Below are 16,096 nucleotides of genomic sequence, written 5' to 3' on the forward strand. Positions count from 1 at the left end.
TCTAATCGATTTCAATCGAAAAAGGGAATGATGTAGGCTGTTACTTTTTTGGACAAGGTGTAGAAGAGGTTTCCCTCTACAAATGCTTGGGGATGGTTCATAATGAAGAAAAAAGGGAAGGAGTGTTCGCTAAAATGACAGTGACCTTTCACGTTGGTCGATCGGGGACGGGAAAAAGTGAACAAATGATCCATGAGGTCATTCAAGAACTGAAACAAAACCCGAGCGGGCCGACGATTTATGTGATCGTACCGGACCAGATGTCGTTTGAGATGGAAAAGAAAATGGCGACAGTCGATGGTTTGCATGGTTCGACGCGCATTCAAGTCCTTTCGATGCGTCGTCTCGCTTTTTTGATGATGCGAGATGCCGGTGTAGCGACAGATCAATTCTTAGACCAGACGGGGACCCATTTGTTGTTACGAAGGGTCGTCGAGATGAGCGAAGAACGATTGACCTTGTTCCGCCGTACGATGAATCAGTTCGGATTTTATGAAGAATTGAACCAATTAATCTCGATGCTGAAGCGAGGGCTTGTTGAACCGGAGCACTTGTTGCGGTTAAGCGAACAGGCGCAGCACCGTGCTTTGAAGTTACAAGACCTTTCCATCATCTATGAAGGATTTTTAAAGATGACGGAAGGTAAATCACTTCATGCAGAAGACTATTTCAACGTCATGTTGCACATCCTTCCGGAAACAGATTTGACGGATGTGCGTGTCTATGTGGACGGATTCAACGAGTTTTCAGAGCAGGAGTTGGCGGTGCTCGTTGCACTCGCAGAGAAGGTCGATGTCGATGTATTGCTGACAATCGATCCTATCTCCTTGTATCGTCTAAATCCATTGTTTGGACCGACGCAGCGGACACTCATGCGTTTCAAAGAACTGTTGACAGAACGGCAGATTCCTTCTCGAGACGAGCTGTATGATACCGTCTATCGTTATACGCATCCGAGTCTCCGTTATCTAGAGGCTACATTCGACCAATTGACGGCGGAACCTTACACTGGTTCAGAGAACCGAATCGATTTACATGCCGCAGTCGACCGAACCGTCGAGGTGGAGGCGGCCGTTCGAGAAGTCATTCGTCTGACACGTGAAGAAGGATATCGTTATCGGGATATCGCACTCGTATCGCGTTCACTCGACGAATATGGTGATTTGGCATCTCAGGCGCTACAAAAGATGGGACTGCCCTATTTCCTTGATGAACGGCAACCAATGCTCGACCACCCGCTTGTCGAACTGTTGAAAGCGACGATTGACATCGCTCTACGTGGATATCGAGAAGAGTCCGTATTCCGTGCCCTTAAAACAGAACTCGTCGTCCTCGATCCGGTACATCGTCGTACGTCCGTTGACCGGCTTGAAGCGTTCGTTATCGAACGGGGGATCAAACATTATCATTGGCACGACGAATGGCAGTTGCGTCGTCGTTCCGGGGAGGAAGCACGCCTCACGAGCGAAGAACTCGATATTGAGGCTGAGCTGAATCGGTCTCGGGAACGTGTTATCGAAACTTTTGATCCATTTCTATCAGATTTAAAACAGGCGAAGACGATGCAGGCTTATACGCACGCCATTTATGCCTTTCTAGAGCGTGTCGGTGTATCAGACTGTCTGACGCACTGGCGCGATGAGGCGATTGAAGAGGCGGAACTACTCGAAGCACGTGAGCATACTCAAGTATGGGACGCGGTTTTGCACTTGCTCGAGCAGCTAGAAGCCGCAGCTCCGGAAGAGACGTTGTCGACGGACTTATTCCTCCAGATGATGGACACCGGACTAGATAGTCTCCGCTATGCCTTGATCCCACCTTCGCTTGATCAATTGACGATAACGGATTATGTGCGTGGTCGATTGATAGATAAGAAAGTCGTCTTCTTGCTCGGAGCGAATGAAGATCAAATTCCTCTTGTCACGACACAGTCGAAACTGTTGACCGATCAAGATTTGGATTTCATGCATGAGAATGGACTTCGTGCCGGTAAGGCGACAGAGCACTTGTTCGATGATGAAACGTATTACCTATACAAAGCTGTGACGGCACCGAGCGAGCGTTTATACATTAGCTACGCACTAGTCGACAGAACGGGGAAAGCCGTTCAGCCGGCGCGGTTTATCGCTGACTTGAAGGCGCGACTTCACCAAAACGTCATCAAGACTCATTTTGCAGAAGCAGGTGAACACCGACCACGTGATCAATTCGCCTTCTTGACGAATGTGAATCAGACGGCGGCGGTGACGGCACTTGAACTTCAGCGGTTGAGTCGTCATTATCCGATTCAAGATATGTGGTTTGCTGTCTATAATGAACTGTTGAAGCATCCGGATGGACGGGAACGTCTCCAGTTGTTGACGAGCGCGCTCTTCTATCAAAACATCCCGGAATCGTTGGATGATCGTGTCGCAAAATCCTTATATACTCCGTCGATTCGGGCGAGTGTCTCACGTCTCGAGACATTCCAAGCCTGTCCGTTCAAACATTTCGCGAGTTATGGCTTGCGTCTGAAGGAACGACGGTTGTATCGACTCGAGGCCCCGGATATCGGGAATCTGTATCACCGGACCATCGAACATATGTCGCAGACGGTGAAGATGGACGGAAAGGAATGGCGAGATGTCACTCCGGACGAGTGCTCCCATTTAGCGGAGCAGGCGGTCGAGCTCGTGACCCCAGAGATTCAGCATGCCATCTTGATGAGTTCGAATCGTTACGCCTACTTAAAGAAAAAATTGACGGACGTCGTCAGTAAGACGGCAGAAGTGTTGATTGAACAATCAAAACGAGACGGCTTTGACCCGGAAGCGTTTGAACTCGCGTTCGGCAGCGGACAATTTCCACCCGTTTCGTTCACATTATCGAACGGGGCGACATGTGAACTAGTCGGTCGAATCGACCGTGTGGACACTGCGATGGTCCACGACCAGCTATACGTCCGAATCGTCGACTATAAGTCGAGTAAACGTGAAGTCGACTTTGCAGAAATTTATTACGGTCTGGCGATGCAGATGCTCATCTATTTGAAGGTATTGATTGAGCAGGCAGAGGTGTGGACAAAAGAGAACGTCGCACCTGCTGCGGCGCTCTATTTCCACGTGCACCGACCACTCGTTCCACCTGCTAGTTCTGAAGAAGAAACGCGTCAAAAAGTATTGGAGTCGTATCAGATGCAAGGGCTATTAGTAGATGACCCGGAAATTTTAGAGATGATGGACCGCTCGGCGAAAGGCTCATCCAAAAAATCAATTGTCATTCCGGTCAAATATAAAAAAGATGGTACGCCTGACGCCAACACCTTGAAGAAAATTGTGACGCCCCCTCAACTTGAGCAGTTGATGGACCATGCGTTCGACGTCGTCAAAGCGAGTGCCGAGGAGATGTACAAAGGAAAAATTGACGTAGAACCTTATGAATATAAAGAACGGCGCCCGTGTCAGACGTGTCCGTATCAGAGTGTCTGTCATTTTGACGAAGCGCTCTCGAATGCGCCTCGTAAATTGAAGAAGCTCGAGAAAGAAGAGGTATTTCAGGAGTTAGGAGGCGATGACCGTGAAATGGACGAATGATCAGTTCGCCGCGATTGAAGCAAGAGGGAGTCACGTGCTCGTCTCGGCTGCGGCAGGGTCCGGAAAGACGGCAGTTCTTGTCGAGCGGTTGTCTAGTCGATTGCTTGACGAAGCGGATGAACTCACGGCAGACCGGATGCTCGTTGTCACCTTTACGAACGCGGCAGCGGCAGAGATGAAACGACGAATCGCAAAGGCACTTGAAGAGGCGTTGCGCGACGACCCGACAAATGAATATGTCCGAAAACAGCGACAAATGTTGAACCGGGCGCTCATCACGACCATCCATTCATTTTGTCTAGAGGTGATTCGTGAGAACTACTACCTGTTAGATTTGGATCCGGCGTTCAAGATTGCGGAAGAACGAGACCTCGTCCTCTTGCAGGATGACGTCTTAGAAGAAGTGCTTGAGGAAGAGTACGGGAAACAAGATACCGATTTCTTCGCTCTTGTCGATGCGTATACGTCAGACCGGGGTGACAGCGAAATCGAGGATTTGATTCTTGGCTTATATCACTATGCGCGTACTCTCCCAAACCCTGATGCTTATTTAGATCATCTCGTATCCATGTACACGTTCGGAGAAGATCCTGATGAGGAAGCAATCCTGATTGAGTTTGGACAGATGCTGTGGCATGACATCAAAAAAGCCGTACGAGATCTTCGGAAACTTGAAGCGGAGCTTCGGGTCGCTGGGTATGAGCCACAGTCTGAAAACATCCGGCAAGCAATTTTTCCATTCGAACAACTTGAAGGGGAGACCATTGTCTGGAGTGAACTCGAGACGGCGGCTCGTGCGATGAAGTTTGGCACGATGAAGGCTGTTCCGAAGAAAGAAGAGCACCAGATTTACCACGAGATCCTCAAACCGGCTTACGACCAAGCGAAGAAAAAATTGACAGCAGCGGTCGAACAGGCTCGGGTCAGTGGGGCGGACTTATTAGAGAGCGTCTCGATGCAACAACCGCTCGTTGAAACACTCGTTCGAACCGTCCGTGCGTTCGCCCAAGCCTATGAGCAGGCGAAGCGCGACCGTGCCTTTGTCGACTTCAGTGACTTGGAACATTATGCGCTCGCCATTTTACGACAAGATGGGGGACCGTCCGATGTTGCAGCGCTCTATAAGGAACGTTTCGCTGAGGTACTCGTTGATGAATACCAAGATACGAACGAGATTCAAGAAACAATCATCAACCTGGTCGCAAATGAACGAGAGGAAATCGGGAATTTATTTATGGTGGGCGACATCAAACAATCGATTTATCGATTCCGCCATGCAGAACCGGGTCTTTTCATCGATAAGGCGACACGCTTTAGACAGGCGAACACAGGGAAACGGATCGACCTTTCTCAAAATTTCCGAAGTCGTTCCGAAGTCCTCTACGGGATCAATGATTTGTTCGTCCAGCTCATGGACGAAGAGGTCGGCGAAATCGCATATGATGAGGCGGCACAACTTGTTCCTGGACGTGAGTATGAACCGATTCCAGCGGACCCTGAGTTTATTTTAGTCGATGGCGCGAGTCGTGAGTTATCGAAGCAAGAAGTAGAAGGGCGGGCGATCGCTACTCGCATCTTAGAACTCGTATCGGGAGACGAACCGTTTAAAGTGACGGATGAATCAACTGGTCAACTCCGAAACTGTGAATATCGGGATATCGTGATTCTCGTTCGTTCGAAAAAAGAACGTGTGGAGCAATTGATGGATATTTTGACACAGTACAATATTCCGGCCTACACCGACTCGGATGGCGGGTATTTTCAAGCGACCGAGATTCGGATGATCCTGGCACTTTTGAAAGTGATTGATAATCCACTTCAAGACATCCCACTTGCCGGTGCGCTGCGCTCCCCGATGTTCCGTTTTGATGATAGTGAATTGGCACGGATTCGACTTGAATCAGAAGATTCTTTCTATGAGGCGCTCAAGGCGAAAGCGGATGACGATGATGAGCTTGGCGTAAAATGTGGCGAGATGCTTGACCGCCTCTCCCGTTGGCGTACTTATGCACGAAATCATAGCCTGTCGGAATTGATTCAACAGTTATTCAATGACACCGGGTTTTATGACTTCTCAGGGGGATTACCTGGAGGAAAAGGGCGGCAGGAAAACTTGAAGGCACTTTATGACCGGGCCCTAGCCTATGAGCGTAGTGGCTATCGAGGTCTTTATCGCTTCTTACGTGTGATGGACCGACTACAGGATACTGGTGAAGATTTGTCAGAGGCGCGGTCGCTCGGGGACGAGGAAAACGTCGTTCGTATCATGACCGTGCACAAGTCGAAAGGACTTGAGTTTCCGGTCACGATTGTTGCCCAACTCGGAAAACAATTTAATAAACGCGATCAAATGCAACGTGTCATTTTCCACAAACAGTACGGCATCTCACTCGATGCGATTGACGTCGTGACACGTACGAAATCGGAGACGTTCGTGAAAGAGATGATTCGACGAGATTTAGATGCGACGATGAAAGCGGAAGAGATGCGCGTGCTTTACGTGGCCTTGACACGTGCGAAAGAAAAATTGATTCTCGTGGGAACGGTAGGCGAACCACTCAAACACCTTCAGCAGTGGCTTCAGGTCGGTCAATCTGGAGATCTATTGGCGAGTGAGGCGAGGCGAGAGGCAAAAACGTATCTCGATTGGATTGCACCGGCGCTTTTACGCCTTCCGAGTGCCACTTCGTTTATCGAATCATTCGGCTTCACGGTTCCCTCTACTTTCCAAGAATCGACTTCATGGATTTATCGTGTCATCAGAGAAGCGGACCTTGCGGAGATTGCGACTCTACAAGAGATGATGGCACAGTTGCACCACGTCCAACGATTTGAAGCAATCGATTTTCCGATTCAAAATGAAGAAGAGACGATTCGTGCCGTACAACAAGCTTTGACCTACGAATACCCTGCACAGGATGCGGTACGTACGGCGGCGAAACAGACGGTGACCGAACTGAAGCGGGCGATGCAACTCGAACAGGCCGCTTTCGAAGATCCGGTACGTCCGGTCGATACCCCTTATCGGGAACCGAAATGGCGTCAAGTCAAACAGACCGGTGCGGAACGCGGGACGACGTTACACTTGATTTTCCAACTGGCTGACCCGAACCAACCGATTGTCGACCAAATCAATCAATGGGAAATGCAAGGGATGCTCAGTCCGATCGAGGCAGAGACGGCACGCCTCGCCATCCCGGATATCGAGATGTTTTTCCAAACAGAAGTCGGTCAAGCGCTCGCTGGTGCACTAGAGCGAGGGACGGCATGGCGAGAGCTACCTTTCACCTACACGGTGCCGGCCGAACGCGTCAATCCGGATGGACACTTTACGGATGAGCATGTCTTGATCCAAGGGATTATCGATTGTCTGTATTTCGATGGGGATTCGTATGTGCTTCTCGATTATAAATCGGATGCTGTCACGCATCTATCTGATTCCCGGGAAGAGGCACATGAGCGATTGCGAAATCGATATGCGATTCAACTACAATTATATCGAGAGGCGATTGAGACGATCTGGAATATTCGGGTCGAGCGAACTTTGATTTATTCGCTTGATCTGCAGGAAATCGTGACCGTGTCGACTAATTAAATGTGAATAAATGAAGAGCGATGTCAGCTATAGGACATCGCTCTTTTCCTATGTGCAAATTCACATTTGATTTCGTTGACAATCGAGTTGGAGAGGAGTAATTTATTTTATATAAAGAATTGTTCCGTTTAGAACAATTCGATTCGGAACGATAAAGGAGTGAATAAGAATGACCGAGACAAATACAAATCGGGCACGGGAGATGATGCAATCATTTTGGCGTGTGCAGCGTGTCCTGATTCGTCTCATGCATCAGACGGCGCAACAAAACGATCTCACATTACCTCAACTGCACGGTCTGATGATGTTGAATGAACAGGGTGCGATTACGCAAAAGGAACTGGTTCAGCGAACGAGAATGCCAAAGAGCACGTTAAGTCAATCATTAGATGGTCTCGTGGAGAAAGGATTGATTCGTCGGGATATCAACCCGGATAATCGGCGAGAAGTTGTGTTGACCATTGACCAATCAGGTAAACGCTTGATTGAGGAGATTGAGCGACAAGAAGAAGGGACGGAATATCAATTGAATCAAATTTTGTCTCGTCTCGATCAGGATACGTATCATCATATGCTTACAGCCCATCAACATATTGCGGATGGATTGAATGAAGGGCTCACAGATTGTGAAGGAGTGTGTCGACATGATTAAGTTATTGAAACGTCTCGTTACTTATAAATGGGCTGTTCTGATGGTTTTATTGTTTGTGTTCGCGCAGTCGTTAGCAGATTTATTTTTACCGACGTTGATGGCGGACATTATCGATAATGGGGTCGTGACGGGCGATACCGGCTACATTTGGCAAATGGGCGGAATCATGCTTGGTGTGACGGGACTTGGAGCACTTGCTGCTATTGTGGCCAGTTTTTATTCTTCAAAGGCGGCGATGGGATTTGGTCGTGACTTACGAAGACGTGTGTTCAATCATGTGGAACGCTTCTCGCTTGAAGAGTTCGATCGTGTCGGGACGGCTTCGCTCATCACACGGACGACAAACGACATCACGCAAGTGCAACAGGTCATGATCATGATGCTACGAATGGTTGTGAGTGCGCCGATCATGTTTGTCGGTGGATTGATCATGGCGACCTCGAAGGATGCGACGTTGTCTCTTGTCATTGTTGCCGCAATGCCGGTACTCGTCATCTCGATTTTCCTCATTTTTTGGAAGGCGATGCCGTTGTTTAAAAAGGTACAGAATCGATTGGACCGGCTCAATCTTGTTCTCCGAGAAAATCTGACGGGCATCCGTGTCATCCGAGCTTTCAACCGTGAAAAAGAAGAACAGGTTCGATTGACGAAGGCGAATGAACGGTTGACGGACGTCTCAATCAAAGTGAACCAAATCATGGCGTTCCTCATGCCGGTCATGATGCTCGTGATGAACTTGACGGTTGTCGGCGTCATTTGGTTCGGAGGGATTCGGATTGATAACGGTGCGATGCAAATCGGAGATTTGATGGCGTTCATTCAATACGTCATGCAAATCATGTTCGCGCTCGTCATGGCATCAGTCATGTTCATCATGGTTCCTCGGGCTTCTGTGTCTGCCAACCGAATCAACGAAGTGCTCGAGATGAAACCTTCACTGATTGATGACGGGACAAAGACTGCGGACATTGAGCAAGGGACACTCGTATTTGATCACGTGACCTTCTATTATCCGGGTGCTGAAGAACCAGCGCTATCCGATGTGAGTTTTTCAGCGAATCCAGGTGAGGTCACAGCGGTGATTGGGGGTACGGGGTCAGGTAAATCGACACTCGTCAATCTGATTCCAAGATTTTACGATGTGACGTCGGGGACAATTCGCGTGAATGGTGTCGATGTCCAAGCGGTTCCACAAGAGGCACTTCGTTCGAAAATCGGGTTCGTTCCACAAAAGGCGTTGCTGTTCACAGGTACGATTGCTGAGAACATTCGATATGGGAAGACCGATGCAACAGTGGAAGAAGTCGTTCATGCCGCATCCATCGCGCAGGCAAGTGACTTTATCGAGAAGATGCCAGACCGATATGAGGCTGTGATCGAACAAGGTGGGTCAAACGTGTCGGGTGGTCAAAAACAGCGTCTGTCGATTGCGCGAGCTCTCGTTCGGAAACCGGATTTATATGTATTCGACGACAGTTTCTCGGCACTTGATTTTAAAACGGATGCCGCCCTTCGCAAAGCGTTAAAAGAAGAAACGAAAGATGCGACGGTACTGATTGTTGCACAACGTGTCAGCACGATCATGGACGCCGACCGAATCATCGTTCTAGAAGAAGGCGCCGTTGCCGGAGTCGGGACACATGAGGAATTATTTGCGACAAATGCGGTCTATCAAGAAATCGTGAAATCGCAATTGTCTGAGGAGGAAATCGCATGAGTGAGAAACAAGCAAATACGCGACAAACTCATGGGGGACACGGCGGTCCAGGAGGTCCGGGCGGTGGAAATATGATGATGATGGGCGAAAAGCCAAAAGCATTCAAAGTCACGTTCCGTCGTTTGCTTGCCTATTTGAAACCACGGCGAAACACGTTGATTGCTGTGTTTGTCGCGGCGATTTTAAGTACAATCTTTATGATTGCCGGTCCGAAAATCATGGGAATCGCCATCACCGAACTGTTTGAAGGGGCATATGCGAAGTTTACAGGTGTGCCAGGGGCAGAAATTGATTTCACGAGAATCGGACAAATTTTGTCGCTCCTCGCTGGCCTTTACGTCATCAGTAGTCTATTCAACTACGTGCAACAATATTTGATGTCCGGTGTTGCCCAAAAAACGGTCTATGATTTGCGCGAAGACGTGAACAAAAAGTTAGAACGACTTCCGCTCAAGTATTATGACGGACGCTCGAACGGGGAGACATTGAGCCGGGTGACGAATGACATCGACTTGATTGGGAGTACGCTACAACAGAGTGTCACGTCATTCATTACTTCCATCGTCACCATCATTGGGATTTTGATTATGATGCTGTCGATCAGTCCTCTGTTGACGGTCATCTCTCTTGTGTCCCTTCCGCTCACGATTTTTGCGATTCGTCCGATTTTGAAACGGTCGCAACAATATTTTTCCGATCAACAGCGTCACCTTGGACGACTGAACGGCCATGTGGAAGAAATGTATACAGGGCACGCGGTCGTCAAAGCGTTTGGTCGGGAAGAGACAGCTGTGCGTGAGTTTGACGATGTGAATGAGGAGCTTTACGATGCAGGACGGAAAGCGCAATTCATTTCCGGAATCATCATGCCGATGACGATGTTCATCGGGAACATCAGCTATGTATTGATTAGTGTCGTCGGCGGTATTTTGGTCACGCAACGCAGCATCTCCATCGGGGACATTCAAGCGTTTATCACATATACACGTCAGTTCACCCAACCAATCACCCAGACAGCGAATATCGCGAACATCGTCCAGTCGACGGTTGCCGCGGCGGAACGTGTATTTGAACTGCTGGATGAAGAAGAAGAAGTGAAAGATGTGACGACCTATCAATTAGAACGTGCCGAAGGAAATGTCACGTTCCGTCATGTCGATTTCGGATACGGCGACGACCTACTCATTCAAGATATGAATCTCGATGTGTTGACGGGCCAAACGGTGGCCATCGTCGGTCCGACAGGCGCCGGCAAAACGACGTTGATTAATCTCCTCATGCGTTTTTATGAGTTGAATGGTGGAGAGATATTCATCGATGGGAAAGACTCGCGTAAAATGTCGAGACAAGATTTGCGACATACGTTCGGAATGGTCTTACAGGACACGTGGCTATTCAACGGGACGATTCGTGATAACATCGCCTATGGGAAAACGGGTGCGACTGAGACGGAAATCGTCAACGCGGCGAAAACGGCGCATGCGGATGCATTCATTCGAACATTGCCAGACGGATACGACACCGTGTTGAATGAAGAGGCCAATAACATTTCACAAGGTCAAAAACAGTTACTGACGATTGCGCGAGCAGTATTGGCGAACCCACCGATTATGATTTTAGACGAAGCAACGTCGAGTGTGGATACGCGTACTGAGATTTTGATTCAACAGGCGATGAAACGGCTGATGAACGGGCGGACGAGTTTCGTCATCGCTCACCGTTTATCGACCATCAAAGATGCGGATTTGATTTTGGTTATGGACCAAGGTCGGGTCATTGAGCAAGGAACACATGAATCGCTTCTTGAAGCTGGTGGTTTTTATGAAGAACTTTACAATAGTCAGTTCGCTGAAAAAGAAGTCGTATAACTAGAATACAGGTTTTAGGGCAATGTGATTAGGCAAAAGACGTACGAGATGAGTTTCGTACGTCTTTTTATTTTGTGTAACAATTACAAATCCGTTAAAATAAAAAAATGGGATAAAAAATGGAGGAACAATTATGGTTAAAATCTTACTTGCGGAAGACGAAGAAGTGCTACGCATGCTTGTTATGGATACATTAGAAGATGAAGGATATGACATCGACGAGGCACAAGATGGAATTGAGGCCTATCGATTGATTGAAGAAAATGAATATGATTTGGTCATTGTGGATCATATGATGCCCGGCATGACAGGGCTTGAAGTGATTGAAAAAGTACGGAAGTTACCAGGGCGGCAAGAGACGAAAGTGATGATGTTGACGGCGAAAAGCCAACAATCTGACCGTGATTGCGCGAACGAGATTGGTGTCGACTACTTCATTTCTAAACCGTTCAGCCCACTTGAACTCGTCAAAATCATAGGAGGCATCGTGAAGTGAAAAGGTGGTTTAAACAAAAACTCGGACGCGACATCATGGTCGTCCTTTATTCCTTCCTCGTCATTGCGTTGGTTGGATCGGTATTGACGTATGTCTACATCGAGAACCGTTTGGAGGCGAACGAGGCGAGATTGCGTGAAGTCGATGAACGTGTTAACCGATTGACGGAATTGTGGGATGATTGGCAGACCGATCAATACGATACGCGTGGCTATCTCTTATTTGGCGATACAGCGTCGCTCGAACGAGCAAGCGCGAACGAGGCAAAGTTCCAACAGGAAATCAATTGGTTCAAAGCTCAAGTCCAAACGCGCCAAGGTGAGCTGTTCGCAGAAGATCTTCAGCAGTTCCACGACTTTTACTATGATGTGATCATACCGGTGACGTATGAGTACGCACAAGCCCAACAGGATGGGGAAATCACAGAGACGTTTATCGATGCCCAAACGATTGCCGAGTTGCCGACGGCTCAGCGCCTGATCGATCAAGGACTTGTCCAATTTAATCCGCAACGTGGAATCGACATCCTCGGACCGATTGATGAGGTAGAGTCTGCACTCGGAGAATATCGTGAGTTGATGGCGTCCGAAAAAGAGGTCGTCTACGCTGAATGGCGACAGAACAACAATATGCTTCAATTCTTGTGGATCATGAGCATTGCCTCATTCGCCGCATTGATCTTATTGTTTGTCCAACCGTTCCTACGCCGTCAAACACGTTTGATTTCACGACTTTCCATCGCATCGAACCGCTTGTTAAAAGGGGAAATCGTTGATTTGAGCGATCAGATGAAACGTGAGGATGAGATTGGGACGATGTCTCGATCGTTCCATAAGATGGCTGAAACACTTCGTGACAACGAACGTCATTTGATTGAGAAGAACCACGAACTACAGGCGCAACAAGAAGAATTGATTGCACAACAAGAAGAGTTGCAGGCACAGCAACAAGAACTAGAAGAAATTTTAGAACAGACGCAACAGAACGAGCAACATCTCGCGTATCGGAATGAATTGACGGAGACGTTAGCCTCACGCGATTCGCTTACGGCCTATCCTGAAATCATCGAGAAACTGGTCACGATTACAGATTCGGAGGTCGGTGCACTCGTGTTTGTGGATGAGTCCGGCACGTATCGTGTGACGAGCCACGGCCTGAACGACACATTGTCTCGTCAGTTGCTCGATAGCGAAAATTCCGTATTGACGCGCGCGATGACATTGAAGACGACGGTACATTCGTCGAAACAAGTCGCAAGCGACCATCCGCTCCCGTATCCGTACTATATGTTTGAGACGGCGGTACCGGTCCATGACCCGACAGATGATTCAATCATCGCGTTCATCTACCTGGTCCGATACAAAGATCGCTTCACCCAAACACAGATGGGCGACATCATGTCATTTGCTCGTCAGCTCTCGCTTTCTCTCTTACGGATGCGTCTATTTGAAGAGATGAAACGTGAGAAAGGAAAGACAGAGCGAATTCTCGATTCGATTCGAGAAGCAGTCGTCTACATCGAACACTCGACGGATGATGTGTTCGTAAACCGTCCACTCTATGAGATGTTCCCTGAGTTAAGTGACGTCAGTTCACAGGACCTTGAAGAAGAAACATGGGAAGAATGGCGGAATCGTCTTGTTGAAACGGTCGATCAAGCGGAGGACTTCACGAAGTATACGAATCGCCTGTTCACCGAAGATTTTCCACATGACAGTGTCAGCTTCTCAATCCGTAAAGGCGAAATGAACTTGCAGATGTATGCGGAACGCATCATTGTCGGTGGTCTATCGAAAGGTACACTCCTTGTCTTCCGTGATATCACGAGTGAAACAGAAGCGGAGCGATTGAAGAGCGAGTTTATCTCAACGATTTCGCATGAATTGCGTACGCCGCTCTCGTCCATCTATGGATTCACGGAACTGATGGTCAAGAAACAGTTGCCGAATGAGAAACAAGCTAAATACTTGGAAACCATTCACTCCGAGACGGAACGTCTGACGCATCTCGTCAACGATTTCCTCGATGTGCAACGAATGGAATCTGGTAGTCAAATGTATGATCGGGAACAACTTGATATCGAGCCAGTCGTCCGAGATATGTTGACGTTCTATGAGGCATCGTCATTAAAACATGAATTCGAATTGATTGCAGATGATGCACGTTCGTATGAATTGTTCGTCGATTGCCAGAAGTTCAAACAGCTGATGAGTAATTTATTGTCGAACGCTGTGAAGTATTCTCCACGAGGTGGAAAAATCACGGTGGAACTTGCGCATCATGAGCATATTGTGTCCATTAAAGTGAAGGATGAGGGGATCGGGATTCCAAGCGACGCGCTCGATCGCTTATTCGATAAGTTTTATCGTGTCGACAACTCCGACAGTCGTGAAATCGGTGGTACGGGGCTCGGATTACCGATTTGTCAAGAAATCGTCCGTGGTCACAACGGTCAGATCCATGTGGAATCGATTCAGCATGAGGGTTCGACGTTCATCGTTGAAATTCCAAGCTATGAGTATGCTGTCCAAGAGGCAGAGACGACTCCTGTATAATGTATGGGCCATCTCTTGAGGATGGCCCATTTTTTTAGGAAATCGTTCGCTTGACCAATCGGGAGAGAGTTCGTGTACAATGAAGACTGTACAACATCATAAAGGGGGGCATTAGAATGCCACTGATTGCATTCTTGCACACGCACGTCACGAGCTGGATTTTGTTACTTATTTTGTTTGCCGTGGCCTACATCGGTTATAAGAACGGCAACAAGAGTGGAAAGATCGCACATATGGCGTTTCGACTCATGTTACTCATCGCATTCGGAACAGGACTTTATCTCTACCTTCAGTTGAATGGTGGCGGGACGTTCTATCACGTGAAAATCACGGTCGGTTTATTGACATTGATCTTCGGTGAGATGACGCTCGTCAAAGTCAAAAAGAAAAAACCGTCGAACGGACTATTTGGCGGATATATCGTCTTGGCACTCATTACGATTTTCATCGGCTATGCATTGCCTTACGGACAATCTTTCTTCAACAGCTTTATTCAATAAGACGTTCCCACTTCGCACACCGAAGTGGGAATTTTTTGTTTGTAGACAAATTATTAGGGGAAAATAAAAAAATCAGTAATTATGACGATGAGGTGAAACGATGGATCAACAGATGATGGAATGGACACGAGTTTTACATGCACGAAAATGGATGAAACAAACAGAATCATTTTTACCCCTATGGCACGGCTATATCGGTTATAAGTTTGGACTATTCGATGCGCTTCAAGGTGGCGCGAGCATGGCGGAGATGAATTTACGTCTTAAGCGCCCATTGACACAACTTGCACTAGAGCGTTGGTTAGAAGTCGGGGTCGCCGTTCGTCATTTGAAGAAGAGAGGTTGGCGCTACTATCCGACGCGTGGATTGAAATATCAATTATCCGGTAACGATGAACGGAGTATTGGGTTCATGCTTCAAGAGATGATGGAGCTTCATATCCCAGCGTTAATCGCTTATCCGGAGTTTTTAGAGTCTGGGAAGCAAAAGTCATTTGATGGGGCTGAACACGGTCAAGTCGTCGCGAAGACGTCGACACTCGTCGAAACGGTCGCATTTCCGATTGTTCAACAATTGTTACGACAGGCAAATGTCGAATCGATGCTCGATATTGGATGTGGGCACGGCGGCTACTTACGTAAACTCCAAGCGCTCGAACCGAGTTGGGAACTGACAGGCATCGATTTAGAGGAAGAGGTAATCGAAGAGGCACGCTCGCGAGACGAGAGTGGCGACATTCATTTCGAAGTAGCTGACTTCATGAACTGGGAAACAGAAGAGCAATTCGATGCGGTGATGATGAACAATATGCTGTATTACTTCTCACCAGAAGAACGTATCAAGTTGCTTGAGAGACTACGGGAGCGTTTAGAAGAAAAGGGTGTCGCCATTCTCGTGACCCCGCTCGCCGAAACAGCGCTCGGTGGACGATTCGCTTCCGCGTTCAATGCGTTCATGACACTCCACGATAATCTGTACCCGCTTCCGACCATTCCACGATTGCGCCGGCAGATGCAAGAAGTAGGTTTTGATCAAATCCGCTTCATCCCATTCATTCCGGAAGGTTCTTGGTATATCGTCATCGCCGAGCGAGGAAAGACGAACCTGCTCAATCAACCGATTCAAAATTGAACTTGTCTC

The 16,096-nt window shown here is 48.0% G+C and carries 9 protein-coding genes; all 9 read left to right on the forward strand.

Translation table 11 applies throughout. The features are described 5' to 3' along the window. The first annotated feature begins 134 nt into the window (after positions 1–134). The 9 genes from addB to OKS35_RS00395 all read left to right on the forward strand — a co-directional run bounded on the left by addB (position 135) and on the right by OKS35_RS00395 (position 16,087). Positions 135–3,572, forward strand: a complete 3,438-nt coding sequence (gene addB, locus OKS35_RS00355; protein ID WP_264092263.1) for a helicase-exonuclease AddAB subunit AddB — start codon at positions 135–137, stop codon at positions 3,570–3,572. Beyond that, entirely contained in the window at positions 3,550–7,167 is a 3,618-nt protein-coding gene (gene addA / locus OKS35_RS00360) for a helicase-exonuclease AddAB subunit AddA (protein WP_264092265.1), read from the forward strand. The genes addB and addA overlap by 23 nt, the downstream gene beginning before the upstream one ends. Positions 7,168–7,336: 169 nt before the next feature. After that, entirely contained in the window at positions 7,337–7,819 is a 483-nt protein-coding gene (locus OKS35_RS00365) for a MarR family winged helix-turn-helix transcriptional regulator (RefSeq protein WP_074037656.1), read from the forward strand. Continuing rightward, on the forward strand, positions 7,812–9,536 hold the full coding sequence (locus tag OKS35_RS00370; protein ID WP_264092266.1) for an ABC transporter ATP-binding protein: 1,725 nt from the start codon (positions 7,812–7,814) through the stop codon (positions 9,534–9,536). The genes OKS35_RS00365 and OKS35_RS00370 overlap by 8 nt, the downstream gene beginning before the upstream one ends. Continuing rightward, on the forward strand, positions 9,533–11,404 hold the full coding sequence (locus OKS35_RS00375) for an ABC transporter ATP-binding protein (protein WP_078146438.1): 1,872 nt from the start codon (positions 9,533–9,535) through the stop codon (positions 11,402–11,404). Before OKS35_RS00370 ends, OKS35_RS00375 begins: the two co-directional genes overlap by 4 nt. Positions 11,405–11,537: 133 nt before the next feature. After that, positions 11,538–11,900, forward strand: coding sequence for a response regulator (locus OKS35_RS00380; protein WP_015880966.1), 363 nt, complete (start codon positions 11,538–11,540; stop codon positions 11,898–11,900). After that, positions 11,897–14,455, forward strand: coding sequence for a HAMP domain-containing sensor histidine kinase (locus tag OKS35_RS00385; protein ID WP_264092267.1), 2,559 nt, complete (start codon positions 11,897–11,899; stop codon positions 14,453–14,455). Before OKS35_RS00380 ends, OKS35_RS00385 begins: the two co-directional genes overlap by 4 nt. 116 nt (positions 14,456–14,571) lie before the next feature. Further along, positions 14,572–14,955 (forward strand): YisL family protein, encoded by a 384-nt coding sequence (locus tag OKS35_RS00390; RefSeq protein ID WP_264092268.1) that lies wholly within the window; start codon positions 14,572–14,574, stop codon positions 14,953–14,955. Positions 14,956–15,055: 100 nt separating this feature from the next. Then, on the forward strand, positions 15,056–16,087 hold the full coding sequence (locus OKS35_RS00395) for a class I SAM-dependent methyltransferase (RefSeq protein WP_264092269.1): 1,032 nt from the start codon (positions 15,056–15,058) through the stop codon (positions 16,085–16,087). Positions 16,088–16,096: the final 9 nt, after the last annotated feature.

It is taken from the genome of Exiguobacterium sp. N5, from assembly GCF_025842465.1.
GTDB classification, from domain to species: Bacteria; Bacillota; Bacilli; order Exiguobacteriales; family Exiguobacteriaceae; genus Exiguobacterium; species Exiguobacterium profundum.